The following is a 26,422-nucleotide window of genomic DNA, read 5'->3' on the forward strand; positions in this document are numbered from 1 at the left end:
ACGCCCCCTCGCTGACCAGCCCCTCCGCGGTAGTGCACTTAATGACCAGAAACATGAAATTCAGCCACAAGATCCTGCTGGCAGCCGCCCTCGTGGTCGCTGTTGCGTTCGCCTGCTTCATCCTGTTCAACGACTACCGTCAGCGCCAGACCTTGCGCAGCAGTACCGAATCCTCGATGCAGGAACTCGGCAGCCTGACCACCCGCAACATCCAGACCTGGCTGGAAAGCCGCATCCAGTTGCTGCAATCGTTGTCCCAGCAGATCACAGTGGACGGCAGCACAGCCGCCAGCCTCAAACGCGCCATCGACTTGCCGGCCTATACCGGCAACTTCCAGCTGAGCTACTTCGGTGGCACTGACGGCGTGATGCTCTCGATCCCGGCGGGCAATCGTGCGGCAGACTACGATCCTCGCGCACGTGGCTGGTACAAGGCGGCCAACAGCGCGCAACAGACCATCGTCACCGAACCGTACATCGCCGCCTCGTCCGGCAAACTGGTGATCACCGTGGCCACGCCGGTGCAGCATCAGAGCCAGATGATCGGCGTTGCCGGTGCGGACATCGACCTGTCGAGCGTCAGCGCAATCATCAACTCGCTGAACTTCGGCGGTCACGGCCACGCGTTCATCGTCAGCGCCGACGGCAAGATCCTGATCCACCCGGACAGCAAACTGGTGCTCAAGAGCCTCGCCGAGGCCTACCCGAACGGCGCACCAAAAGTCAGCCCGGGCATGAAAGAAGTCGAGCTCGACGGCAAGACCCAGTTCATCTCCTTTACCCACGTCAACGGTGTGCCCTCGGCCGACTGGTACGTGGCGCTGGTGCTGGACCAGGACACCGCGTTCTCGATGCTCAGCGAATTCCGTACCTCGGCGATCATTGCCATGGTCATCGCCGTAGTCATCATCATCGCGTTGCTGGGCATGTTGATCAGCTTTCTGATGCAGCCGCTGCTGACCATGGGCCGCGCCATGCATGACATCGCCGAAGGCGAAGGTGACCTGACCAAACGCCTGACCATCCATGGCCACGATGAATTCGGTGCCTTGGGCACCTCGTTCAACCGCTTCGTGGAACGTATTCACACCTCGATCCGCGAAGTGTCCTCGGCCACCGGCCAGGTCAACGAAGTTGCCTTGCGTGTGGTTGCCGCGTCGAATTCGTCAATGTTCAATTCCGATCAGCAAGCCTCGCGCACCAGCAGCGTGGCTGCAGCGATCAACGAACTGGGCGCTGCCGCCCAGGAAATCGCCCAGAACGCCGCCCTCGCCTCCCAGCATTCGAGCGATGCCCGCGCGTTGGCCGAAGAAGGTCAGCAAGTGGTGGATAAAACCATCGCGGCGATGCAGCAGCTCTCGGCGAAGATCAGCGATTCGTGCGGCAACATCGAAACGCTCAACAGCAACACGGTGAACATCGGGCAGATTCTGGAAGTGATCACCAGCATCTCGCAGCAAACCAATTTGCTGGCATTGAACGCCGCCATCGAAGCTGCCCGCGCCGGTGAAGCAGGACGTGGTTTTGCCGTGGTTGCGGACGAAGTGCGCAACCTCGCCCATCGCACTCAGGATTCGGCGCAGCAAGTGCAAAAGATGATCGAGGAACTGCAAGTCGGCGCCCGGGAAGCGGTGAGCACCATGACCGACAGCCAGCGCCAGAGCGAAAGCAGCGTCGGCATCGCCAACCAGGCCGGTGAGCGTCTGGGCAGCGTGACCCAGCGTATTGGGGAGATCGATGGGATGAACCAGTCCGTGGCGACCGCGACTGAAGAGCAGACCGCTGTGGTGGAGTCGATCAATGTCGACATTACCGAGATCAATACCTTGAACCAGGAAGGGGTGGAGAACTTGCAGTCGACATTGCGTGCATGTGCGGACCTTGAGCAGCAGGCGGCACGGTTGAAGCAGTTGGTGGGCAGCTTCCGGATTTAAGCGGCTTTCACTGGCCCCATCGCCAGCAGGCTGGCTCCCACAGGGGATTGTGAACGACACAAACCCAATGTGGGAGCCAGCCTGCTGGCGATGGCGGCATCAGCTACAGCAGAAAACTAAAAGCGAGAACCAGGCCCGGAAAGAAACGCCAGCTCTTCAGCCGTAGACTCCCTTCCCAACACCGCATTCCTGTGCGGAAACCGCCCAAACCGCGCAATCACCTTCTGGTGCTTTTCGGCGTAATTCAGGTAATCGGTAAACAAAGCCTGATCACCCTCCGGTTGTTGTTTAACCAGATCGATGTACCGCGAAACCGCCTCGTTCTGCACCGCCAGATTCTCGCAATGTTCAAACACCAGGTAGATAAACACCCGCTGAATCGGCCGCAACTGCCGATCGAAATCCGCAGCAATGCCTTGCGCCACCAGTGCCTGAGCCCTGAGATCGCCTGAAAAGGATTTGGGGGTGTCGCGAAAGATCATTCGCGGGAGCTGATCGAGCAGCAGCACCAAGGCCAGCCAACCTTCGGGGCGTTGCGCCCATTCAGTCAATCCGCCGGCCAGTGCCTGCTCGACCCAGTCCCCGAAACGCGTCTGCGCTTCGAGGTCCTGGCTGTCGCGCTTGCCGAACCATAACTTGCCCTTGTCAGCCGCTATGTCTTGGGGGGATTCGAAGGTTCCGAACCACCACTCGAGCAACGGCTGCCAGGGCGCGGTCATGGTTTATTCCTTGTGGTAAGCCGTGACGCGTTCGACTTCTTCTTTCGAACCGAGGAACACCGCAACACGCTGGTGCAAGCCCTCAGGCTTGATGTCGAGGATGCGCTGATGGCCATCGGTGGAAGCGCCGCCAGCCTGCTCAACCAGGAACGACATCGGGTTGGCTTCGTACATCAGACGCAGTTTGCCCGGCTTGGACGGCTCGCGGTTGTCGCGTGGGTACATGAACAGACCGCCACGGGTCAGGATACGGTGTACGTCGGCAACCATCGCCGCGACCCAGCGCATGTTGTAGTTCTTTTTCAGCGGGCCTTCATCGCCAGCCAGCAATTCGTCGACATAACGTTGTACCGGCGCTTCCCAGTGACGCTTGTTGGACGAGTTGATCGCAAATTCCTGCGTGGACTCAGGGATCGTGATGTCTTCATGGGTCAGCACGAAGCTGCCCATTTCACGGTCCAGGGTAAAGCCCTTCACGCCATTGCCCAGGGTCAGCACCAGCATGGTCTGTGGACCGTAAATCGCATAACCGGCGGCAACCTGCTGAGTGCCTGGCTGCAGGAAGGCCTTTTCGTTCAAAGGCTCGTTCTGGGTCAGGTATTCGTTCGGGCAACGCAGCACCGAGAAGATCGTACCGACCGGCGCGTTGATGTCGATGTTCGACGAACCATCCAGTGGGTCGAATACCAGCAGGTACGCGCCTTTCGGGTATTTGCCCGGGATCTGGTAGGCATTATCCATTTCTTCGGATGCCATGCCGGCCAGGTGACCGCCCCATTCGTTGGCTTCGAGCAGGATGTCGTTGGACATCACATCAAGCTTCTTCTGCACTTCGCCTTGGACGTTTTCAGTGCCCATGCTGCCCAGAACGCCGCCCAGGGCGCCCTTGGACACGGCGTGGCTGATTTCCTTGCAAGCACGCGCCACCACTTCGATCAGGAAACGCAGATCGGCAGGGGTGTTGTTGCTACGGGTCTGCTCAATCAAATAGCGACTCAGGGTAACGCGGGACATGGAAGGCTCCGGTGGAATTGGGGGCTAAAAACCCGCGCAGTTTAACGCGAGTCGAGGCGCATTTCCTCCTATCAGACGTGATACGCCCAATAGAGTTCATGCGCGGGGTTGAGCGTAGCCGTAAATGAACTCTATGGCGGCGAGGGAGCTTGCTCCCGTTGGGGTGCGAAGCGGCCCCCTGAAGCATTCGCCGCCATTTGTCCGAGAACATGCAGCCGCAGAAGTCACGACTGCTTCGCAGCCGAACGGGAGCAAGCTCCCTCGCCACAGGTTCAGGGTTTAACGGGGGGCTTGCGCAGCAAACTGAACGCCATCGCTGCGAGAAACAGCACGCTCAGCAGCAACACCCCCCACAACCCGAACTTCTTCCAGTCCGTGTCCGCTGTCGCGGCCGCCGTCACCGTGGAGGAGTTGCTCACCACCGCCGCACCCTCCACCGAAGCCTTGCCCAGCGCCGCCCACTTGGCCGCGCTGTAATCCGGGATCAGCGTCGACAACGGCAGGTTCGCCGCCCTCACCGTCGCACTCCCCAGCGCCAGCGTATAAGGCCCCGCCCCACGCGCCAGGAACACCAATTGCGTCGAGCGCACAGCAAACTTCAACGTCGGCGCTTCAGCACCCAAGCCACCGCCGCGCTCATCCACGACCAGCTTCAACTGCTGCACGGTTTGCCCCGACAGCTGCAATTCGTTCTGCACCACGTCCTGGCCACTCTGGGTCAGGCGATAGAGCAAACCGCTGGTCAGCGGCTGCCACGGCAGGCTGCTTTCGCGACGACCGGACAACGTCACCGGCGCCAGGCTGTTGGGCTGACTCAGCTCGACCTGGACCCGCTCGACATTCAGCCCCATCGGCAACTGCCAGGTGTACTCACCCGCCTTCACGCTGCTGCCCGCCAGCGGCTGCGACCAGACCAACGGCAGCGGCAGACTGCGGGGACTCGCGCTTTGCAGCTGCGCAGACGTCAGCGTCGGTGCCAATTGCGGTGAATTCCACAGCAGGCGCAGATAACGCGCCGATTGCCCCGGCAAGCCGACTTCATGCTGCTCGACCCGTTCATCGGCAAACGTCAGCCGCGCCACCTGGCCTTCGCCCCACGACTGCCAATGCTGCAAGTCGTCGCTGGCCTCGATGGTGAAACGCTGAAAGCCATCGCGCTCGCTGGTCCAGTCGAGGATCAACTGCTGCAACGGCGCCTTGATGGCGCTGGCGTCGAGCAACCAGCCGCGCAGCACTTCTTCGCCCGCCTCCAGTTGACTGGACGGTTGCACTTCGACCAACGTGCCGTTCGCGCTCGATTGCACGCGGATGCCCGGCGCGCGCTCCGTGGCGTCCGCCGAGGTGTACAGCGGGAACCATCTCACGTCGGTCAGCGTGCGATTTTCCCGGGTTGACGCCGCTTCGCGCGCCAAGGCGTAGGCCTGGGCCTCACCGGCAGCGTTGAACACGCGAACATCGCTGAGGTCCGTTTGCCGCGCATTCAGTTGCACGTTCAAGGGCAATTCGAGGCGATACCAAGGCCCTTCGCCGCTCACCGACAACGGCACGTGCGTGGCAAAGTCCGCCGGTTTTTCCTGAGCGCTGGCGGACAGCGCCACACCCAACGCAACAGCGCCCAACCAGCCCAGGTTCAACTTCTGACTCAAGACGACACTCCTTCGGTTTCAGGGGCCGGCCTTTCAGCGTCGGCTCCGCCTTGGCGCGCAGCCTCGGCGCGCTTGGGCGGCAGCGGCGCGAAATAGCCCACCACCAGCAGCAACACGCCGACGCCGATAAACGACACAATCCGCGCAAGGCCGCCACGGTTACTCAGTTCGACAAAGAACAGTTTGGCCACCACCACGCCAATCAGCGCGGCGCCGATCAGCCAGACTTCACGGCGATGACGCAGATGGCCGCCGATCATCAGGCTCAGCGCCATCAGGGTCCAGACAATAGACAGCCCCGCCTGCACCAGCATCGATTCAAGCAACGCATCGAGCTCGAACGGCACACCGCCCCAATGGTGCGCGGTGCGCATCACCAGTGCGGTGAAGAACGCGAACAGCGAGACCCCGGCGATCAGTTGCGTGGCGTGCTCTATGTAATCTTTGCGAATCGCCAGTTGCGTCACGGCGCTGCGGGACCAGACGTAGACGCCGAACAGCGCAAACAGCAGACCCAACTCCAACGGATTGACCAGCGGCACATAGGGCAGCGGCTCGGCCGTGCCGTCGCTGACGATATTCGCCAGCCAGAACCAGCCGAGCATCAGCAGCGCCAAAGGCGCCGCCGCATAAAAACGGTACTCGCGTGGATACGCCGAAACAGGCCAAGGCCCATTGCGTGGCGCCGCCATCAGCACCAGATACAGACTCGGCAGGATCGCCCAACCCAACCAGCGCCAGGCGTTGTACTGCTCGGACAACAGCAGCAAACCGTAACGCAGCTCCAAGGCCAGCACACCGATCAACAGCCAGCAGCCGAGCACATGTGCGGTGCTCAGGGCACGCGCCGGCAACATCGGCGCCAGACGTCGCAGGGAGATGAAATGCACGACGAACACGGCCGCCCACACCAGCCAACCGAAATTGGCTGCCGGGTGATAACGCGAGTGCCACGCGGCGAGCAGTACCAGACCGGCAGCGGGCATCAGCAAGGTGCAAAGCAGGCCCAGCGACGACCAATTCAAGCGCAGCGCCAACACCGCCCACAGCGCCACGCTCAAGGCGGCAACCGCCAGCAACAAGGTTGCTTGCAGATTCAGCGGTGCAAAACGCAGCACTTCACTGATCCACGCCAGCGCCCACCAGCCTGCGCCCCACACCAGCAACACTTCGGACAAACGCTGCAAGCTCAGCACATCAAACGCCGAGGCATGGTTGCCAAGTTGCAAGCGCCACGCTCCGACCATCGCGGCCAGGCCCAACACCAGTGGCGTCCAGAAACCGCTGTGGGCCAGAGGTTTCAACCCTTCGCTGGCCAGCGGCCCGAGCAGGTCCGGCCCCGCGAACAGGAACGCCGCGCCGCCAATCAACTGCAAAAGCAAACCGAAGACAAAACTCACGCGCTGCTTGAGGTACAGGCTCAGCCAAATGATGAACAAGCCACTGGCCGCCCACACCGCACTCGCGGTCTGCCAGGGCAGCACGAACAGCACCGCCAGGTTGATCAGCACCAGACCCGCCAGCAACACCACCGACAAGCCGCGCAGCAGCCGGACATCGCTGAGCACCATCTCATCACGCGCGGCGAGCAACATGCCGGCGATCAGCGCGAGGCCGATCAAAGACGCGCTGAGCAAACCGCTCCAACCCGCGCTGAACACGGCGCCAGACTCACCGCTGGAACCTTGCAAGCGCAGCAGGAACAGCGCACCGCCGAGCAACTGGACAGCAAACGCGGTGAACAGGAACGTGCGTGATTGCAGGCGCAGACCGACAAACAACGTCGCCAACCCCGCCAGCGCCCAACTGATGGCGGTGCCGTGGGTCAGGAAGAACAATGGCGCCAACAGATAGAGGAAGGTCAGGCCCAGGCAAGCCAACACCGGCCGCCCTTTGCGCTCCCATTCCGATGTCTGTTCGGGCAGGGCTTTGCGCAATTGATAGAAGCTGAACAACAACGCCACGCCGAGCATCAACGCGCCCAGCGGAGCGCCGTCGAGCAAACTGCCGTCGCCGATGCGCAATTCGCTGACAAACGCGATGGCCGAGCCCAGTTGCAGCAGCAAGGCAAACGCACGCGCCAGCGGTCGTTGCTGACGCAGGCCGAGCCAGAAAATGCCCGCGCCCTCGACGGCCCAAGCGGCAGCCGTCCAGCGCGCATCGAGCCCCAGCGGAATCGCGAGGCTGGCGAAGATCACGCCCAGCGCCAGGCAGGTTTCCGCGAGCAGCAATGCGCGGCCGCCCACCAGGAAACGCGCCAGGCCCATGTAGATCATGCCCAAGGCCAAGGCACTGAACGCTGCGGCAAATTCCAAATGCTGAACCAGTGCGAACTGCAATCCGAAGCCCACCAGCGGCGGGCCGAACAGCATCGTGCCGTCGACGTAATCGCCCTTGCGCGCCGACCAGCGCAGCAGCGCCTCGCGGCTGTCGTCATCGGGGGCGTCGCTCATCTCCAGCAGCTTGCGACGGGCAAACAGCAGGCCGATGGCCAGGTACATCAGGAAGAACAGCACCAGGAACGGTTCGGTGCTCCACAGCAATTCCGGTGTGTAGGAGCGCAGGCCCCAGGCGAAACCGATGCCGAAGGTGCCGACGAAACCGATCAGGTTCAGCAGTCGCCAGGCCTTGAACCAGGCGATGGCGAGGATGCCGGCGTTGAGCAAGGCGAAGTAGCTGAACAGCGCGACGTGGTTGCCGGCCCCGGTGGAAGTCAGGATCGGTGCCGCGAAGCCGCCGAGTGCAGCGGCCGCGGCCAGGCCCAACGCATCCTGGGTGATGGCGAGAATCGCCGAGAACACCGTGACCGCGACCAGCAGCCCCAGGGCGGCGCTTGGATCGAGCAGCGGGTGCAGGCGCATCGCGGCAAACACCGTCAGGTACAAAACGGCGATGCCGGTGCCTTGCAGCATCAGCGCGTAATTGCTGTTGCGTGTTCTTAGCCACCAACCCAGACCAAGCAAGCCCAACGCAGCGGCCGCAACCCCGGCGTAACGCAGTTCGATCGGCACCACCATGCCTTCGGTGGCATACCGCAGCAAGAACGCCAGACCGAGGAACAACAGCACCACGCCGACCCGCAGCACGGTGTTGCCGCCGAACAGCCAGTTGCGAGCGCCGCTGATGGCCCGCTCGATGAAGTTCGGGCCACGCGGAACGGCGGGTTGTTGCGGTTCGCGGGTAACAGGCTCGGGTTTCCAGACATCGTCGGGCAGCGGACGGCTGGTTTGCGCTGTCGTTGCGCTCATCGGCTCGAGTTCGGGCGGAAGATCCCAGATCAGCTCGGGGGTTTCGACAGGAATGTCATCGAGGGTGAAGTCAGGCGACGGAGCGGCTTCGCTGGCAACCGGCTCGCTGGTTTCAGGCGTTGTGACGCCCGGCACCTCCAACAATGCCAGGCGTTGCTGCACGCCATTGAGCGCAACCTGCGCCTGCTCCAGCAGTCGACGCTGCTCGGTCGCTTCTGAATCCAGGCGGCCGATACGAATGGCCTGCCCTACTCCCAACCCGAGCAGCGCACCCAATAGCGCATCGCTGAATGACTCATCGAGTATCCAGCCCAGCACCAGCCCAATCAGCATGAACATCCATTGCATGGTCGATATCCCTAAGCGGCCCCGCTGCGGGGCGAATCCGGGTGAAGCAGTCTCTGGCTGAGTCTAGTGTGAAACCACACAAACCTGTGGGAGCGAGCCTGCTCGCGAAGGGGCCATGACATTCAGCATTGACGTTGAATGTCAGACCGCTTTCGCGAGCAGGCTCGCTCCCACAATGGATTGCCAGTGCCTGCTGCCCGGTGAAACTGGGGCTTAGTATATCGATCAGGCCCAACAACCGCCGGGCCTTGCTCGCAATTATTGCTAAAAGTTACTCCAATGCCTTCCAGATATCCGTGGCGTACTCGCGAATGGTCCGGTCGGACGAGAACCAGCCCATCCGGGAAGTATTCAACACCGCCGAACGCCACCAGGCTTGCGAATCGTGCCAATGGGCTTCCACGCGCATCTGCGCGTCCCAATAGGAATCGAAATCGGCGCAGACCAGGAAGCGGTCGTAATCGATCAGCGAGTCGATCAACCCGGTGTAACGGGCCGGATCATCCGGCGAGAACACCCCGCCGCGAATCGCTTGCAGCACGTCATTCAAACGGTGTGATGCGGCAATATCCGGCGTCGCATTGAACTCATGGTTCTGCTTGCGTGCCTCAACCTGCTGGGCACTGAGACCGAAGATGAACATGTGCTCGGGGCCGATGAACTCGCACATTTCGACGTTGGCGCCATCGAGGGTGCCGATGGTCAGCGCACCGTTGAGGCCGAACTTCATGTTGCTGGTGCCCGAGGCTTCAAAGCCCGCGGTGGAAATCTGCTCCGACAAATCCGCCGCCGGAATGATGCTTTCCGCCAGGCTGACGTTGTAGTTGGGCAGGAACACCACTTTGAGCAGTCCGCGCACCGTCGGGTCGTTGTTCACCACCCGGGCGATGTCGTTGGTCAACTTGATGATCAGCTTGGCCTGATGATAACTGGCCGCCGCCTTGCCGGCGAAGATCTTCACCCGCGGCACCCAGTCGATTTCCGGCTCGGCGCGAATCGCCTGGTACAACGCCACGGTGTGCATCAGGTTGAGTAACTGGCGTTTGTATTCGTGGATCCGCTTGACCTGCACGTCGAACATGGCCGCCGGGTTGACCGCGATCCCCAGTCGTTCATGAATCAGGTACGCCAGGGCTTTTTTGCTGTGCAGCCGCTGCTCGGCGAAGGCTTTGCGGAACGCAGCTTTCTCGGCAAACGGCTCCAGTTCCTTCAGGCGTGCTTCAGCGTTGTCCAACAGGTCCGGGCCGAGGGCGTCGACCATCATCGACGTCAGCTCGGGGTTGGCCTGGTAGAGCCAGCGGCGGAAAGTGATGCCGTTGGTCTTGTTGTTGATCCGCTCCGGATAGAGCTTGTGCAGTTCGGAGAACACGGTTTTGCGCATCAGCTGCGTGTGCAGCGCGGACACGCCGTTGACGCTGTGGGATCCGAGGAACGCCAGGTTCCCCATGCGCACTCGGCGGCCGTTGTCTTCCTCGATCAGCGACACCGCACGCAGCACGTCGAAGTCGTGAATGCCTTTGGCGCGCAGCGAATCGATGTGCTGGGCGTTGATCTGGTAAATGATCTGCATGTGCCGCGGCAGCATCCGCTCCATCAAACCGACCGGCCAGGTTTCCAGCGCTTCCGGCAACAGCGTGTGGTTGGTGTACGAGAGCGTGTCGACGGTGACCTGCCATGCGGCATCCCACGCCACGTCGTAGACGTCGACGAGCTGACGCATCAGTTCGGCCACGGCAATCGAGGGGTGCGTGTCGTTGAGCTGGATCGCCGCGTGGTCGCCTAGGGTCAGGACCGAGGTGTGCATGTTGCGATGGCGGCGCAGCAAGTCCTGCAAGGACGCGGCGACAAAGAAGTATTCCTGTCGCAGGCGCAGTTCCTGGCCGGCTTCGGTGCTGTCCGCCGGGTAGAGCACGCGGGAGATGCTTTCCGCCCGGGCGACTTCGGCCACAGCGCCCAAGTGGTCACCGGCGTTGAAGCGCTCCAGGTGCAAATCTTCCATGGCGCGGGCACGCCACAGGCGCAGCGTATTGACGCTCGCCCCGCGCCAGCCGACCACCGGCGTGTCGTAGGCAATGGCCCGCACGGTTTCCGCCGGGGACCAGACTTGCTTGGACTTGCCGTTTTCATCGGTGACGGTTTCGACACTGCCGCCGAAGCCGATCGGGTACACGACTTCAGGCCGTTCAAATTCCCACGGGTTACCGAAGTCCAGCCAGTGTTCGGTTTGCTCCTGCTGCCAGCCGTCGACGATGGCCTGGCGGAACAAGCCGTGTTCATAACGAATACCGTAGCCGTGGCCAGCGATGCCGAGGGTCGACATGCTTTCCATGAAGCACGCTGCCAGACGACCGAGGCCGCCGTTGCCCAGCGCCGCGTCGGGCTCCAGCAGGCGGATACGTTCCAGGTCGACGCCGAGTTCGGTCAGCGCTTCGCGGGCGACGTCGAGCAGGCCAAGGTTGCTCAGGCTGTCGTAGAGCAGCCGGCCGATGAGAAATTCCAGGGAGAGGTAGTAAACCCGTTTCTGACCTTTGCGGTAGATCTGCCGGGTGTGATCCATCCAGTGCTCGACCATGTGATCGCGCGCTGCCAACGCAATGGCTTCGAACCAGTCGTGGTCGAAGGCGTGATCCGGGTCTTTGCCCACCGCGTAGGTGAGTTTGGTCAAGACGGCATCGCGAAATGCGGCCACCTCTGCTTCGCGAACAAGTGGTTCTTGAGTCATCGATAGGACCTCGAGCGAGCGTGGAGTTGTTGAGCCTAGACGGTCTGACAGGCCGTTGGGACTCTGGTTCGGCAGTTTTTCCTGATAGTGCGAGATAGGGCGGCATTACATTGTCATGTGCCTGAATCAATGCAGGGGCCGTGCCGGATTAACGGTGTTATTTGAGCGAAGGAGAAAAAATCTGGCGAAAGGTTGTTCAAAAATCCACCAGTCCCGGTATGATCGCGCGCCCTGATGCACACGCTGGTAACAACCGATGATGAAGTCCAACCTGATCGCCGCCGCGGAGATCGATCGCCTCGATACCTGGGCCAAATATTCTGCACCGATGTGCGGCTCGTGTGTATCCAGCTGCTGCACGCTGCCGGTCGAGGTCAAGATCAAGGACCTGATCCGCATCGGCATCGTCGACGAGTTCGAGCGCGGCGAGCCGCCAAAGAACATTGCCAAGCGCTTGCAGAAGGAAGGGATCGTCGAGCGTTACAACCAGAAGTCCGAGATCTTCACCCTCCAGCGCATGAGCAACAACGATTGCCTGTACCTGGATCGTAAGAGCCGTCTGTGCACTATTTATGAAAAGCGCCCGGACACTTGCCGCAATCACCCGAAAATCGGGCCACGGCCGGGGTATTGCGCATACAAGCCTAAAGAAGTGGCGCGCGAGAGCAGCGCCAGCCGTAGGACGCTTGAGAAGTTCTGATCCGCAATCACGCTGCCGGATAGATCGCCTTCGCGGGCAAGCCTCGCTCCTACAGGTCATGCGCCGTTCTTGTGACGCGTGCAAAACCCGTAGGAGCGAGGCTTGCCCGCGAAGGGACCCGAACTGACACCGCACAAACCCCAGACAAACAAAAACGCCCCCGACCTTGCGGTCGGGGGCGTTTTTTTAGCAGCTAACTAAGTCGAGACTCAGTTACCGGCTTTCTTGGCAGCGCGGGTACGCTCGCTTTCGCCCAGGATCTTCTTGCGAAGACGGATGGACTTAGGAGTGACTTCGCACAATTCGTCTTCTTGAACGAATTCCAGAGCTTGTTCCAGGGTGAAACGGATAGGCGGAACCAGAGCGATGGTTTCGTCTTTACCCGAGGCACGCATGTTGTCGAGCTTCTTGCCTTTGGTTGGGTTGACGCCCAGGTCGTTGTCGCGGCTGTTGATGCCGACGATTTGACCTTCGTACACGTCTTCACCGTGACCCAGGAACAGTTTGCCGCGAGCTTGCAGGGTTTCCAGCGAGTAAGTCAGAGCCTTACCGGTAGCAACCGAAACCAGCACGCCGTTTTGACGGCCGGACATGTCGCCGGACTTCATCACGTCGTAACGGTCGAAGATCGAGGTCAGGATGCCTGCACCGGAGGTCAGGGTCAGGAACTCGTTACGGAAACCGATCAGGCCACGAGCCGGGATGTTGTACTCAAGGCGCACACGGCCCTTGCCATCCGGAACCATGTTGGTCAGGTCGCCTTTACGGATACCGATCTGTTCCATGATCGAACCTTGCGATTCTTCTGGCAGGTCGATGGTCACGTTTTCGTACGGTTCGTGCTTCACGCCGTCAACCATGCGGATGATCACTTCCGGACGACCAACACCCATTTCGAAGCCTTCGCGACGCATGGTTTCGATCAGTACCGAGAGGTGCAGCTCACCACGGCCGGAGACTTTGAACTTGTCGGCGGTGTCGCCTTCTTCAACGCGCAGGGCAACGTTGTAGAGCAGTTCCTTGTCCAGACGTTCCTTGATGTTACGGGACGTCACGAACTTGCCTTCTTTACCGCAGAAAGGCGAGTCGTTTACCTGGAAGGTCATGGAAACGGTTGGTTCGTCAACGGTCAGCGGCTTCATCGCTTCGACGTTCAGTGGGTCGCACAGAGTGTCGGAGATGAACAGCTGGTCGAAGCCGCTGATGCAGACGATGTCGCCGGCAGCTGCTTCTTCAACGTCGATACGGTGCAGACCGTGGTGACCCATCAGCTTCAGGATACGACCGTTACGCTTCTTGCCGTCGGCGTCGATAGCAACAACCGGAGTGTTCGGCTTGATGCGGCCACGAGCGATACGGCCAACGCCGATAACACCCAGGAAGCTGTTGTAGTCCAGAGCGGAGATCTGCATCTGGAACGGACCTTCACGGTCGACTTTCGGCGCAGGTACGTTGTCGACGATCGACTGGTACAGCGGGGTCATGTCTTCAGCCATGTCGGTGTGTTCCAGACCGGCAATGCCGTTCAGGGCCGAGGCGTAGACGACTTTGAAGTCCAGCTGTTCTTCGGTAGCACCGAGGTTGTCGAACAGGTCGAAGATCTGGTCCAGAACCCAGTCCGGACGTGCGCCTGGACGGTCAACCTTGTTGATCACCACGATTGGACGCAGGCCGGCTTCGAAAGCCTTCTTGGTCACGAAACGGGTTTGCGGCATAGGGCCGTCTTGAGCGTCAACCAGCAGCAGAACGGAGTCAACCATCGACATTACGCGTTCAACTTCGCCGCCGAAGTCGGCGTGGCCCGGGGTGTCCACGATGTTGATGTGGTAGCCGTTCCAGTTGATGGCGGTGTTTTTCGCCAGAATGGTAATACCGCGTTCTTTCTCCTGGTCGTTGGAGTCCATCACGCGCTCGTCGTTGAGCTCGTTGCGCTCCAGGGTGCCGGATTGACGCAAGAGTTTGTCTACCAGGGTGGTCTTACCATGGTCAACGTGAGCAATGATGGCGATGTTGCGTAGATTTTCGATCACTTGTGTATCTCGATCAGAGGATTCGGTGTGCTGACAAGTCTTGGCAGCGATTAACAGTAGAGTCCGGCAAAGCCGTTACAGCTTGACGGCGGCGTCGGGGGGCCGGTGACGCAGGCCACAGGCAAACAGCCCCGGGCACTTAGCTCGGTCGATAAACGCGCACATTGGCATGCCCCTCACTGAGCAAATGGTGGGCATGCAGGCGACTCATCACGCCTTTGTCGCAATACAGCAGGTACTGGCGAGTAGGGTCCAGTTCCTTGAAACGAGCGTTCAATGCATAAAACGGCATCGTTTGTACCTCAATGCCAGCAAGGCCCAGCGGGTCGTCTTCAGCGGCATCCGGGTGACGGATGTCGATGACGATCTGACCAGCCAACGCTTCGCTGACTTCTTCGATCTGCAAGTCCTGGCCCAATTCGTCGATCACGCGATCGATCGGCACCAGTTTGGCGTTCTCGAGCGCACGCTCAAGTACTGCCATGTCGAACTGTTGTTCTTCGTACTCCACGCGCGGACGCTTGGCGTGGGTCTTGGGGTTCACCGAGATGACCCCGCAATATTCCGGCATGTGCTTGGCGAAGTCGGCAGTACCGATTTCGTTGGCCAGGTCGATGATGTCCTGCTTGTGACTGGCGATCAGCGGACGCAAGACCAGCTTGTCGGTCACGCAGTCGATCACGGACAGGTTCGGCAGTGTCTGGCTCGACACCTGGGAAATCGCCTCGCCGGTAACCAGCGCTTCAATGTCCAGCCGATCGGCAATACGGGAAGCAGCGCGCAACATCATACGCTTCAAAACTACACCCATATGACTGTTATCGACTTTCCCGAGAATTTCTCCCAGTACTTCCTCGAATGGCACACTCACAAATAACACGCGTTGGGAGCTGCCGTACTTCTTCCAGATGAAGTGCGCGACTTCCATGACGCCCAGTTCATGGGCCCGCCCGCCCAGATTAAAGAAGCAGAAATGGCTCATCAGGCCGCGGCGCATGATCTGGTACGCAGCCACCGTGGAATCGAACCCACCCGACATCAGCACAAGCGTCTGTTCCAGGGCGCCCAGCGGATAACCGCCGATGCTGTTGTGCTGGCTGTGGATCACGAACAACCGTTTGTCGCGAATTTCGAGGCGGACTTCGATTTCCGGCTCTTTCAGCGAGATTCCCGCGGCGCCGCACTGACGACGCAGTTGGCTGCCGACGTATTTCTCGACGTCCATCGAACTGAATTCGTGCTTGCCGGCACGCTTGCAGCGTACCGAAAAGATCTTCCCGGCCAGCGCATCACCGAAGTGCTGCTTGCACTTGGCGACGATGTCGTCGAAGTCGCCCAGCGGGTATTCATCGACTTGCAGGAAATGCGCGATGCCCGGCATGCAGCTCAGGCGCTCGGTCATCTCCTTCAGGGCCTTGGGCTCGCTGACGCGGGTTTCCAGCTCGAGATTGTCCCACACACCGTTCACCACCACAGCCGGGTCCAGATCGCGGAGCACGGTACGGATGTTTTTGGCCAACTGGCGGATGAAACGCATCCGTACCGGGCGGCTCTTGATGGTGATCTCAGGGAAGACTTTTACGATTAATTTCATGAAAACAGCGCGCGCAGGCCCAGCCGAAAAAGGGGGGCGCGGATTATAGCGGAAATTGCTCAAGGTTTAACCAGTTAATGTGCAGAAGGTTTTGCGCGCACCAAAACAGGTCATTTGATGATTTTAACGCTACATTGTAGGGCGAGATTTTCCGCTTACAGACGCTTTGTGCCTCTATAAGCGTGATATTGGGGCAAAAAACCCATGCTGGGGCACTGGCATGCAATTTGCTCCCTTGTGAGGCAGGTTGCCTTGGCAGAGTATTCGCGCCGGCATCACCCACATTCTAAGGGCATCCACTACTAAGCCCGAAGCCACCCGGAGGACACTATGTCGAAGTCGGTTCAACTCATCAAAGATCATGACGTCAAGTGGATTGATCTGCGCTTCACGGACACCAAAGGCACTCAGCACCACGTGACCATGCCGGCTCGCGACGCGCTGGATGAAGCTTTCTTCGAAGAAGGCAAAATGTTCGACGGTTCCTCCATCGCTGGCTGGAAAGGCATCGAAGCCTCCGACATGATCCTGATGCCGGACGACTCCACTGCCGTCCTCGACCCGTTCACCGAAGAGCCGACCCTGATCCTGGTTTGCGACGTGATCGAGCCTTCGACCATGCAAGGCTACGACCGTGACCCACGTGCGATCGCCAAGCGTGCCGAGGAATACCTGAAGTCGACCGGTATCGGCGACACCGTATTCGTAGGTCCAGAGCCAGAATTCTTCATCTTCGACGAAGTGAAGTTCAAGTCCGACATCTCCGGTTCGATGTTCAAGATCTACTCCGAACAAGGTTCGTGGATGTCCGACCAGGACGTGGAAGGCGGCAACAAAGGCCACCGTCCAGGCGTCAAAGGCGGCTACTTCCCGGTTCCGCCGTTCGACCACGACCACGAAATCCGTACCTCCATGTGCAACGCCATGGAAGAGATGGGCCTGGTTATCGAAGTTCACCACCACGAAGTGGCCACTGCCGGCCAGAACGAAATCGGTGTGAAGTTCAACACCCTGGTGGCCAAGGCTGACGAAGTTCAGACCCTGAAGTACTGCGTACACAACGTGGCTGATGCCTACGGCCGCACCGCGACCTTCATGCCTAAGCCGCTGTACGGCGATAACGGTTCGGGTATGCACGTTCACCTGTCCATCGCCAAAGATGGCAAGAACACCTTCGCTGGCGAAGGCTATGCCGGCCTGTCCGACACCGCCCTGTACTTCATCGGCGGCATCATCAAGCACGGTAAGGCCCTGAACGGCTTCACCAACCCGTCGACCAACTCCTACAAGCGTCTGGTCCCAGGTTTCGAAGCGCCGGTAATGCTGGCCTACTCGGCTCGTAACCGTTCCGCTTCGATCCGTATTCCTTACGTGTCCAGCCCTCGCGCTCGCCGTATCGAAGCCCGCTTCCCGGATCCAGCAGCCAACCCGTACCTGGGCTTCGCTGCACTGTTGATGGCTGGCCTGGACGGCATCCAGAACAAGATCCACCCTGGCGACGCAGCTGACAAAAACCTGTACGACCTGCCGCCTGAAGAGGCGAAAGAGATCCCACAAGTTTGCGGCAGCCTGAAAGAAGCCCTGGAAGAGCTGGACAAAGGTCGTGCGTTCCTGACCAAAGGCGGCGTGTTCTCCGATGACTTCATCGACGCTTACATCGCTCTGAAAAGCGAAGAAGAAATCAAAGTACGTACCTTCGTACACCCACTGGAATATGAGCTGTACTACAGCTGCTGATCCGGTAGCGCCTGCGCAAGCGGCGTGACAAGAAAGAGGCCTCCTTCGGGAGGTCTTTTTTATGCCCGCGATTCAACAAGCGCTGAAAAACCCTGTGGGAGTGAGACCGGCTTCCCGGCGATGGCATTTTTTCATTCAATATTGATGTTGGCTGATCACCGTTATCGCGAGCAGGCTCACTCCCACAGGTTTTAGTAGCGTTTGGGAGATCCCTGTAAATCATGCCCGGATGTTTTTGAATTGGGTCAACCGCCCCCCCTGACCTATGCTGCACCCCAACGCTTTCGTTTCTGGTCGATTTTATGGGTCGTGGTTTTCTTCTGATGTGGCTGCTGATCGCCCTGCCCGCCGCAGCGCAGATCTATAAGTACACTGACGCCTCCGGCAACACCGCCTACAGCAATCAGCCACCCGATGGCGTCAAGGCGCAGCCGGTCGAGTTGCCACCGCTCAACAGCGTTGCGCCTCAGGCACCTCCCGCACCCGCTGCCGAAGCCAGCAACCGCGAGCCGCCGCGCAGCGCCTATGAGGTGCTGGAGTTGACCGGTTTGCCCACCGACGAAGCCCTGCGCGCCAACAACGGCACGTTCACAGTCAGCGTCCTGATCAAACCGCGCCTGCAAGCGCCGCATCTGTTCAGGTTGTTGCTTGATGGCCAACCCTATGGGCAATCGAGCAACGTGCCGATCCTGCAACTGGTGAACATCGATCGTGGCGAACACAGCCTGGCGGTGCAGGTGATCGATGGCGAGCACATCATCCAGCAAAGCCCGACGCAGACATTGACCGTGCAACGGGTGCACAAGCGATGAGGATGTGGCTGCTGATCGCCTGCCTGATCGCGCTGCCGGTCACGGCCGAGGTGTTCACTTACGTCGACGCCCAGGGCAACCGGGTCTACACCGACCAGCCAGGCTCAGGCAACGCCAAGCGTGTGCCGCTGGCGACGAGCAATCGCATGTCTGCCAACCCCAGCGGGGCCGCGCCGGTGACCGCTGCGCAAAAAACCGAAGACAAACCCTTGTTCCACTACGACATGCTCCGCGTGCTGGTCCCGGAACCGGACGCTACGGTCCGTAGCAATGCCGGTGAGCTGATCGTCAGTGTCACCAATGAACCAGGCCTGCAACGAGGGCACCGCTACCGATTGCTGCTCGACGGCCAACCCACCGCCGAGCCCGGCGTCAGTCCGGTGTTTGCCCTGAGCAACATCGACCGCGGCCGCCACAACCTGTCCGTGGAAATCCTCGATGAACAGGGTCGCACCGTCGAACGCACGGCCAATCAACCCTTCCAGATGCTGCGCATCTCCCTCGCACAGAAGCGCAAAGTCAAACCTTGCGCTCTCACCGACTATGGCCAACGGCCGGAATGTCCGATCAAAGACAAACCCGAAGAAGAAAAAAACCCCTTCCTGCGTTTCTTCTAACGCCGTTCAGCTTTGCGCACTATATTGGTGCAATAGGGTGCACCGTACCCACATCTCAACCCATTTTGGTTCGAAAGTACCCGCAAAAGCTGGCAGAACGCCACGCAAACGAGCGTCAAACGCCCGTTTCAGGCTTTAAACGCTTCTTTTCGGAGCCTTGGTTTGGTTTTTGCATTTTCCTCATATCGGCGCGTTATTCGCGCGCATGCCCTGCTCCAAAAGAGGTCCTAAATGACCATCAGTGACGCACTCCATCGTCTGCTTCTCGACAATCTGACCACCGCTACCATTTTGCTCGATGCCGAATTGCGCCTCGAGTACATGAACCCGGCGGCGGAGATGCTCCTGGCCATCAGCGGTCAGCGTAGCCATGGGCAGTTCATCAGCGAGTTGTTCACCGAATCCACTGAAGCGCTGAATTCCTTGCGCCAGGCGGTCGAGCAGGCGCACCCGTTTACCAAGCGCGAAGCGATGCTCACCGCCCTCACCGGCCAGACGCTGACCGTCGACTACGCGGTAACGCCGATCCTGGCCAACGGCGCCACGATGCTGCTGCTGGAAGTCCACCCCCGTGACCGTTTGTTGCGGATCACCAAGGAAGAGGCGCAACTGTCGAAACAGGAAACCAGCAAAATGCTGGTGCGCGGTCTCGCTCACGAAATAAAGAACCCGCTGGGCGGGATTCGCGGCGCGGCGCAATTGCTTGCCCGTGAACTGCCGGAGGAAAGCCTGCGCGATTACACCAACGTGATCATTGAAGAAGCCGACCGCCTGCGCAATCTGGTCGATCGCATGCTCGGCTCCAATAAGCTGCCGTCATTGGCCATGTGCAACGTCCACGAAGTGCTGGAGCGTGTCTGCCATCTGGTCGAGGCCGAAAGTCAGGGCTGCATCACTTTGGTGCGCGACTACGACCCGAGCATTCCCGACGTCTTGATCGACCGAGAACAAATGATCCAGGCCGTGTTGAACATCGTGCGCAACGCAATGCAGGCCATCAGCAGCCAGAACGAGCTGCGCCTGGGCCGCATCAGCCTGCGCACCCGCGCCATGCGCCAGTTCACCATTGGCCACGTGCGCCATCGCCTGGTGACCAAGATCGAAATCATCGACAACGGTCCCGGCATTCCCGCGGACCTGCAAGAAACCATCTTCTTTCCCATGGTCAGCGGCCGCCCGGACGGTACCGGGCTGGGCTTGGCCATTACCCAGAACATCATCAGCCAGCACCAGGGCCTGATCGAATGTGACAGCCACCCAGGCCACACCACTTTCTCGATCTTTCTGCCCCTGGAACAAGGAGCCACATCGACATGAGCCGTAGTGAAACCGTGTGGATCGTCGATGACGACCGTTCTATCCGTTGGGTCCTGGAAAAAGCCTTGCAGCAGGAAGGCATGACCACGCAAAGCTTCGACAGCGCCGATGGCGTGATGAGCCGCCTGGCGCGCCAGCAGCCGGACGTGATCATCTCCGACATCCGCATGCCGGGTGCCAGTGGCCTGGACCTGCTGGCGCGGATTCGCGAGCAACACCCACGGTTGCCAGTGATCATCATGACTGCGCACTCCGATCTGGACAGCGCTGTCGCGTCCTATCAGGGCGGCGCGTTTGAGTACCTGCCAAAACCGTTCGACGTCGACGAAGCGGTGTCGTTGGTCAAACGCGCCAACCAGCACGCCCAGGAACAGCAAGGCCTGGAAGTCCCGGTCGCCTTGACCCGCACCCCGGAAATCATCGGCGAAGCGCCGGCGATGCAGGAAGTGTTTCGCGCCATCGGGCGCTTGAGCCACTCCAACATCACCGTGCTGATCAACGGTGAATCCGGTACCGGTAAAGAATTGGTAGCCCACGCCCTGCACCGCCATAGTCCACGGGCTGCGTCGCCGTTCATCGCGTTGAACATGGCGGCGATCCCGAAAGACCTGATGGAATCCGAGTTGTTCGGCCATGAGAAAGGCGCGTTCACCGGCGCAGCCAACCTGCGTCGCGGGCGCTTTGAGCAGGCGGACGGCGGCACGCTGTTCCTCGATGAAATCGGCGACATGCCGGCCGACACCCAGACCCGCTTGCTGCGCGTACTGGCCGACGGCGAGTTCTATCGCGTCGGCGGTCATACGCCGGTAAAGGTCGATGTGCGCATCATCGCGGCGACGCACCAGAACCTGGAAACCCTGGTGCACGCCGGGAAATTTCGTGAGGACTTGTTTCACCGCCTCAACGTGATCCGCATCCACATTCCACGGCTGTCGGACCGTCGCGAAGACATCCCGACCCTGGCCAAGCACTTCCTCAGCCGCGCTGCGCAAGAACTGGCGGTAGAACCGAAGCTGCTGAAAAGCGAAACCGAGGAATACCTGAAGAACCTGCCGTGGGGCGGCAACGTGCGTCAGCTGGAGAACACCTGCCGCTGGATCACGGTGATGGCTTCGGGTCGCGAAGTGCACATCAGCGACCTGCCGCCGGAACTGCTGAGCCTGCCGCAGGATTCGGCGCCTGTGACCAATTGGGAGCAAGCGCTGCGTCAATGGGCTGATCAGGCGTTGGCTCGCGGTCAATCGAGTTTGCTCGACAGCGCGGTACCGGCGTTCGAGCGGATCATGATCGAGACCGCCCTGAAACACACCGCCGGGCGACGTCGCGATGCGGCGGTCTTGCTGGGTTGGGGACGTAATACCCTGACGCGCAAGATCAAGGAATTGGGGATGAAGGTTGATGGCGGGGATGATGATGAGGGGGAAGAAGGCTAAGCAGCCTTTGGATCTTCGCTGACAGTTACATCCATTCGCGGGCAAGCCTCGCTCCTACAGGTCACGCGCTAATCTTGAAATGGCGCAAACCCTGTAGGAGCGAGGCTTGCCCGCGAAGCTTTTGGGGCCAACGTGCACCGACTGAATGCACCGTGAACCGCAATCGCGCACAAAAACAAATCCAGAACCCCGCCGGTTTTCGCAATTGAACCCCTATCGAAAAAACACGAAAGCCCCGCAATACGGGGCTTTCGGCATTCCAGCGCAGCTTTCTGTTTCAACTTGTTAAAACCTGGCACGCCCCCTGCAATAGTCCATTCAGTGATTCAGTTCACTACCCGGTTTCGGGGACCTTGGTACAGGCAGGCCGGGGATTCCCCTCTTTACATCGGGCTCATACCGCACTCGCGACGAGCCCCCCAGTTTTGGGGCCCTTGATACAGGCAGGTCAGGGGTTCCTTCTTTACACCGGGCTCGACGCCATGCGCGAGCCCTGCCGTTTTGGGAACCTTGGTACAGGCAGGCCGGGGATTCCCTCTTTTATTGCTCCCGGAGATGGATCTCCAGCCGCCAGCGGTCATCGACCTCGCTACCGGTCCACTCGCCCAGCAGTGGCCGGGCCGCTACTACCGTCAGCAACAACCCCCCATCACTCAAGCGCGTCCGCCAGTTCACGACCTTATCGTTGAGCTTGAGCTGACCTTTCTGCGCCTTGCCTTGCGCCTCGAACAGCAGCGCCAGGCTGCCGTCCACGAATTCGCCATGGGATTTGGGTTCGTTGTTGAACCACACCACCAGCCCATCGTCCGTCACCTCGACCTGTTGCAATTCGCTGGGGTCAGGCGTGGTCAGGCGACCGATCATCAGCCCCACCATCAGTCCGACAATCGCCAGCGAACCCATCACCCGCGGTAATAGTTTCGAACGTGGATCGATGGGCGGCGTAGAATGCCGCTCATCTTTACCTTCGGAGCCGTGCATGTTTCACGTCATCCTCTTTCAACCAGAAATTCCGCCGAATACCGGCAACGTTATCAGGCTGTGCGCCAACAGTGGCTGCCACCTGCATTTGATCGAACCGCTGGGCTTCGAGATGGACGACAAACGCCTGCGCCGGGCCGGCCTCGACTACCACGAGTATGCCACCGTGCAACGCCACGCGGACCTCGCCAGTTGCCTGGAAAGTCTTGGTCATCCACGGCTGTTCGCGTTCACCACCAAGGGCTCGCGCCCGTTCCACGATGCCAGCTTCGCCGAGGGCGACGCGTTCCTGTTCGGCCCTGAAAGCCGTGGCTTGCCGGCGGAAGTGCTCGATGCCCTGCCCGGCGAACAACGCCTGCGCTTGCCGATGCGCGAAGGCTGCCGCAGCCTGAACCTGTCGAACACCGTGGCGGTCGCCGTCTACGAAGGCTGGCGTCAGCTCGGTTTCAAGTAACACCCATAACAAATGTGGGAGCGAGCCTGCTCGCGAAGAGGGCGTGTCAGTCGACATCAATACCGACTGAAACACCGCTTTCGCGAGCAGGCTCGCTCCCACATGGGTGTTGCTGAACCGCTTACTGAACGGTCGGAGTCTCGCCAGCCGCCTGCATGCGTTGCAGTTCTTGTGCGTACAGCGCGTCGAAGTTCACCGGCGCCAGCATCAGGGCCGGGAACGAACCGCGGGTCACCAGGCTGTCCAGGGTCTCGCGAGCATACGGGAACAGGATGTTCGGGCAGAACGCGCCGAGGGTGTGGCTCATCGAAGCGTCGTCCAGGTTCTTGATCAGGAAGATCCCGGCCTGTTGCACTTCAGCGATGAACGCCACTTCGTCACCGTTTTTCACGGTCACGGACAAGGTCAGCACGACTTCGTGGAAGTCGCCTTCCAGGGCCTTTTGACGAGTGTTCAGATCCAGACCGACGCTTGGCTCCCACTGCTGGCGGAAGATCGCCGGGCTTTTCGGGGCTTCGAACGACAAGTCACGTACGTAGATGCGCTGCAAGGAGAATTGCGGTGCGGTTTCTTCTTCGCTAGCTGCAGTGTTCTGTTGGTCAGTCATCTCAGATCCTTTCTGATCTTGGGGTCTTATAGGGAAGGCGTTCAGGCCTTGAGCATGGCGTCGAGCTTGCCGGCGCGCTCAAGGGCAAACAAATCATCACAGCCACCAATGTGGCGCTCGCCGATCCAGATCTGCGGCACGGACGTACGTCCGGCCTTCTGGGCCATGGCGGCTCGCACCTGCGGCTTGCCATCGACCTTGATCTCTTCGAAGGCCACGCCTTTGTTCTCGAGCAGGTATTTGGCTCGCGAACAGTAAGGGCAGTAATCGCTGGAATAGACGACGACGTTGCTCATATCACTTCACCAGCGGCAGGTTATCGCCTTTCCAGCTGGAAATACCGCCGGACAGCTTGGCGGCGGTGTAGCCGGATTTCATCAGTTCGCGGGCGTGAGTGCCGGCGGTCTGGCCCATGGCATCGACCAGGATGATGGTCTTGGCCTTGTGCTTTTCCAGTTCGGCAATGCGAGCGGTCAGCTTGTCGTGAGGAATATTCAACGCGCCAACAATGTGACCGGCGGCGAAATCCTTGACCGGACGGATGTCGATTACAACGCCCGCGTCCTTGTTGACCAAGCCGGTCAGTTCACCGGTGCTCAGGCTGCGGCCGCCGCCTTGCATCTGATAAGCGATCAGCAACGCCAGCAGTACGACGAAGATACCGACGAGCAGATAGTGGTTAGTGGCGAATTGAATCAGGTTAGCAACCATCGAAGGAGGTTCCAGGGCGTTAAAATGTCGGCCAGTATACACAGCCACTATGGTGGGCCAAACCCCGTCCGGCGGTGACGGCGCAGGAACTTCGCTTTAAACTGCCACTCCCTTTTCCATCGCCCTCTTTTAATTCAGCCACGAGTGGAATCCATGACTACCACGCCTAAACCTTTGGTCCTGATTATTCTCGACGGCTTCGGTCACAGTGAGAGCCCTGAATCCAACGCCGTGTTTGCGGCGAAGAAGCCCGTACTGGACCGCTTGTGGGCCACTGTGCCGAACGGCCTGATCTCGGGCAGCGGCATGGACGTCGGTCTGCCGGACGGCCAGATGGGCAACTCCGAAGTCGGCCACATGAACCTGGGTGCCGGTCGCGTGGTGTATCAAGACTTTACTCGCGTGACCAAATCGATCCGCGACGGCGAGTTTTTCGAGAACCCGACCATCTGCGCTGCAGTCGATAAAGCCGTTGCTGCCGGCAAAGCCGTGCACTTCATGGGCCTGCTGTCCGATGGCGGCGTTCACAGCCACCAGGATCACCTGGTCGCCATGGCCGAACTGGCCTACAAGCGCGGCGCCGAAAAAATCTACCTGCACGCCTTCCTCGATGGCCGCGACACCCCGCCGAAAAGCGCCCAGTCGTCCATCGAACTGCTCGACGCGACTTTCCAGGCGTTGGGCAAAGGCCGGATCGCCAGCATCATCGGCCGTTATTTCGCCATGGACCGTGACAACCGTTGGGACCGCGTATCCCAGGCCTACAACCTGATTGTCGACGGCAACGGCGAATTCAACGCCGCCACCGCACAGGAAGGGCTGCAAGCTGCCTATGAGCGTGGCGAGAGCGACGAATTCGTCAAAGCCACCTCCATCGGCGAGCCGGTGAAAGTCGAAGATGGCGACGCCGTGGTCTTCATGAACTTCCGCGCCGACCGCGCCCGTGAGCTGACCCGCGTGTTCGTCGAAGACGATTTCAAGGAATTCGAACGTGCGCGCCAGCCGAAACTGGCCGGTTTCGTGATGCTGACCCAATACGCCGCCAGCATCCCTGCGCCATCGGCCTTTGCCGCCGGCAGCCTGGACAACGTGCTGGGCGATTACCTGGCGAAAAACGGCAAGACCCAGCTGCGCATCGCCGAAACCGAGAAATACGCCCACGTGACCTTCTTCTTCTCCGGCGGTCGCGAAGAACCGTTCCCGGGCGAAGAACGCATCCTGATTCCGTCGCCAAAAGTCGCCACCTACGACTTGCAGCCCGAGATGAGTGCCCCGGAAGTCACCGACCGCATCGTCGAGGCCATCGAAAACCAGCGTTACGACGTGATCGTGGTCAACTACGCCAACGGCGACATGGTTGGCCACAGCGGCGTGTTTGATGCGGCGGTGAAAGCCGTTGAATGCCTGGACCTGTGCGTCGGCCGTATCGTCGAAGCGCTGGACAAGGTTGGCGGTGAAGCGCTGATTACAGCCGACCACGGCAACGTCGAGCAAATGTCCGATGCCTCCACTGGCCAGGCACACACTGCTCACACCACCGAGCCAGTGCCGTTCATCTATGTCGGCAAGCGGAACTTCAAGGTGCGTGATGGCGGCGTGCTGGCGGATGTCGCGCCGACGATGCTGATGCTGCTGGGGATGGAAAAACCATCTGAAATGACCGGCACGTCGATTCTGGTGTAACCAGATCCATCTGACGACGCCAAACCCTGTGGGAGATTCTATGTTTGGGGGGAACACCCAAACATAGAATTTGGCTTGTATTCGGTTTGGTTTTTCATCAGGGCAAACATCACTC

20 protein-coding genes and 1 pseudogene are annotated in these 26,422 nt (G+C 60.1%); 10 read left to right on the forward strand and 11 right to left on the reverse strand.

The genetic code is table 11. The features are described from left to right. Nucleotides 1-53: 53 nt before the first annotated feature. Together FBY01_RS32340 and FBY01_RS32345 are read left to right on the forward strand one after the other, a co-directional pair. Nucleotides 54-1,076 (forward strand): annotated as a pseudogene (locus FBY01_RS32340) (cache domain-containing protein); the annotation flags it as partial. Nucleotides 1,077-1,169: 93 nt separating this feature from the next. Beyond that, entirely contained in the window at nucleotides 1,170-1,934 is a 765-nt protein-coding gene (locus FBY01_RS32345) for a methyl-accepting chemotaxis protein (protein ID WP_370655188.1), read from the forward strand. A 116-nt stretch (nucleotides 1,935-2,050) separates the two neighbouring features. Here FBY01_RS32345 and FBY01_RS24700 read toward each other — a convergent pair whose 3' ends face one another. The 5 genes from FBY01_RS24700 to FBY01_RS24720 all read right to left on the reverse strand — a co-directional run bounded on the left by FBY01_RS24700 (nucleotide 2,051) and on the right by FBY01_RS24720 (nucleotide 11,631). Further along, nucleotides 2,051-2,653 (reverse strand): DUF924 family protein, encoded by a 603-nt coding sequence (locus FBY01_RS24700; protein WP_077747597.1) that lies wholly within the window; start codon nucleotides 2,651-2,653, stop codon nucleotides 2,051-2,053. Nucleotides 2,654-2,656: 3 nt separating this feature from the next. Continuing rightward, entirely contained in the window at nucleotides 2,657-3,667 is a 1,011-nt protein-coding gene (locus FBY01_RS24705) for a class 1 fructose-bisphosphatase (RefSeq protein WP_010464542.1), read from the reverse strand. A gap of 272 nt (nucleotides 3,668-3,939) precedes the next feature. Beyond that, on the reverse strand, nucleotides 3,940-5,313 hold the full coding sequence (locus FBY01_RS24710) for a DUF3999 domain-containing protein (RefSeq protein WP_145309863.1): 1,374 nt from the start codon (nucleotides 5,311-5,313) through the stop codon (nucleotides 3,940-3,942). After that, the gene (locus FBY01_RS24715) at nucleotides 5,310-8,909 is read right to left on the reverse strand and encodes a DUF2339 domain-containing protein (RefSeq protein WP_145309861.1); all 3,600 of its coding nucleotides are present in this window, start codon (nucleotides 8,907-8,909) and stop codon (nucleotides 5,310-5,312) included. Before FBY01_RS24715 ends, FBY01_RS24710 begins: the two co-directional genes overlap by 4 nt. Before the next feature lie 271 nt (nucleotides 8,910-9,180). Continuing rightward, complete coding sequence (locus FBY01_RS24720) at nucleotides 9,181-11,631, reverse strand: glycogen/starch/alpha-glucan phosphorylase (protein WP_077747594.1); 2,451 nt, start codon at nucleotides 11,629-11,631, stop codon at nucleotides 9,181-9,183. A gap of 256 nt (nucleotides 11,632-11,887) precedes the next feature. Between FBY01_RS24720 and FBY01_RS24725 the strand changes: the two genes are divergently transcribed. Continuing rightward, nucleotides 11,888-12,331 (forward strand): YkgJ family cysteine cluster protein, encoded by a 444-nt coding sequence (locus tag FBY01_RS24725; RefSeq protein WP_083375245.1) that lies wholly within the window; start codon nucleotides 11,888-11,890, stop codon nucleotides 12,329-12,331. Nucleotides 12,332-12,540: 209 nt separating this feature from the next. Here FBY01_RS24725 and typA read toward each other — a convergent pair whose 3' ends face one another. Together typA and thiI are read right to left on the reverse strand one after the other, a co-directional pair. Beyond that, complete coding sequence (typA, locus tag FBY01_RS24730) at nucleotides 12,541-14,361, reverse strand: translational GTPase TypA (RefSeq protein WP_010464551.1); 1,821 nt, start codon at nucleotides 14,359-14,361, stop codon at nucleotides 12,541-12,543. Between the two features lie 139 nt (nucleotides 14,362-14,500). Next, nucleotides 14,501-15,955 (reverse strand): tRNA uracil 4-sulfurtransferase ThiI, encoded by a 1,455-nt coding sequence (thiI, locus tag FBY01_RS24735; protein ID WP_042932446.1) that lies wholly within the window; start codon nucleotides 15,953-15,955, stop codon nucleotides 14,501-14,503. Nucleotides 15,956-16,285: 330 nt separating this feature from the next. Here thiI and glnA point away from each other — a divergent pair, with 330 nt between their 5' ends. From glnA to ntrC, 5 genes are all read left to right on the forward strand, one after another. Beyond that, nucleotides 16,286-17,692, forward strand: a complete 1,407-nt coding sequence (gene glnA, locus FBY01_RS24745) for a glutamate--ammonia ligase (protein WP_010464555.1) — start codon at nucleotides 16,286-16,288, stop codon at nucleotides 17,690-17,692. Between the two features lie 302 nt (nucleotides 17,693-17,994). After that, nucleotides 17,995-18,504, forward strand: coding sequence for a DUF4124 domain-containing protein (locus tag FBY01_RS24750; protein ID WP_145309857.1), 510 nt, complete (start codon nucleotides 17,995-17,997; stop codon nucleotides 18,502-18,504). Next, on the forward strand, nucleotides 18,501-19,121 hold the full coding sequence (locus FBY01_RS24755) for a DUF4124 domain-containing protein (RefSeq protein WP_145309855.1): 621 nt from the start codon (nucleotides 18,501-18,503) through the stop codon (nucleotides 19,119-19,121). Before FBY01_RS24750 ends, FBY01_RS24755 begins: the two co-directional genes overlap by 4 nt. Nucleotides 19,122-19,352: 231 nt before the next feature. After that, nucleotides 19,353-20,438 carry a nitrogen regulation protein NR(II) gene (glnL, locus tag FBY01_RS24760; RefSeq protein ID WP_010464561.1) on the forward strand — a complete coding sequence of 362 codons (1,086 nt, stop codon included), beginning with the start codon at nucleotides 19,353-19,355 and terminating at the stop codon, nucleotides 20,436-20,438. Further along, the gene (ntrC, locus tag FBY01_RS24765) at nucleotides 20,435-21,871 is read left to right on the forward strand and encodes a nitrogen regulation protein NR(I) (RefSeq protein ID WP_010464563.1); all 1,437 of its coding nucleotides are present in this window, start codon (nucleotides 20,435-20,437) and stop codon (nucleotides 21,869-21,871) included. Before glnL ends, ntrC begins: the two co-directional genes overlap by 4 nt. Before the next feature lie 540 nt (nucleotides 21,872-22,411). On the opposite strand, the gene FBY01_RS24770 is transcribed toward ntrC, so the two are convergent. Further along, nucleotides 22,412-22,852 (reverse strand): hypothetical protein, encoded by a 441-nt coding sequence (locus tag FBY01_RS24770; RefSeq protein ID WP_145309853.1) that lies wholly within the window; start codon nucleotides 22,850-22,852, stop codon nucleotides 22,412-22,414. On the opposite strand from FBY01_RS24770, the gene FBY01_RS24775 reads away from it, so the two are divergent. Beyond that, complete coding sequence (locus FBY01_RS24775) at nucleotides 22,851-23,306, forward strand: tRNA (cytidine(34)-2'-O)-methyltransferase (protein WP_145309851.1); 456 nt, start codon at nucleotides 22,851-22,853, stop codon at nucleotides 23,304-23,306. The two genes, FBY01_RS24770 and FBY01_RS24775, sit on opposite strands and share 2 nt — an antisense overlap. Before the next feature lie 121 nt (nucleotides 23,307-23,427). Here the strand turns inward: FBY01_RS24775 and secB are convergent, their stop codons facing one another. The 3 genes from secB to FBY01_RS24790 are packed head-to-tail and all read right to left on the reverse strand — an operon-like array spanning nucleotide 23,428 to nucleotide 24,624. Then, the gene (gene secB / locus FBY01_RS24780) at nucleotides 23,428-23,913 is read right to left on the reverse strand and encodes a protein-export chaperone SecB (RefSeq protein WP_007949026.1); all 486 of its coding nucleotides are present in this window, start codon (nucleotides 23,911-23,913) and stop codon (nucleotides 23,428-23,430) included. 41 nt (nucleotides 23,914-23,954) lie between these two features. Next, nucleotides 23,955-24,209 carry a glutaredoxin 3 gene (grxC, locus tag FBY01_RS24785; RefSeq protein WP_010464569.1) on the reverse strand — a complete coding sequence of 85 codons (255 nt, stop codon included), beginning with the start codon at nucleotides 24,207-24,209 and terminating at the stop codon, nucleotides 23,955-23,957. A gap of 1 nt (nucleotide 24,210) precedes the next feature. Beyond that, the gene (locus FBY01_RS24790; RefSeq protein WP_010464571.1) at nucleotides 24,211-24,624 is read right to left on the reverse strand and encodes a rhodanese-like domain-containing protein; all 414 of its coding nucleotides are present in this window, start codon (nucleotides 24,622-24,624) and stop codon (nucleotides 24,211-24,213) included. Nucleotides 24,625-24,777: 153 nt separating this feature from the next. On the opposite strand from FBY01_RS24790, the gene gpmI reads away from it, so the two are divergent. Continuing rightward, nucleotides 24,778-26,307: a 2,3-bisphosphoglycerate-independent phosphoglycerate mutase gene (gpmI, locus tag FBY01_RS24795; protein WP_010464572.1), complete on the forward strand. Its 1,530-nt coding sequence runs from the start codon at nucleotides 24,778-24,780 to the stop codon at nucleotides 26,305-26,307. Nucleotides 26,308-26,422: the final 115 nt, after the last annotated feature.

It is taken from the genome of Pseudomonas sp. SJZ077, assembly GCF_007993905.1.
Classification (GTDB): domain Bacteria; phylum Pseudomonadota; class Gammaproteobacteria; order Pseudomonadales; family Pseudomonadaceae; genus Aquipseudomonas; species Aquipseudomonas mandelii.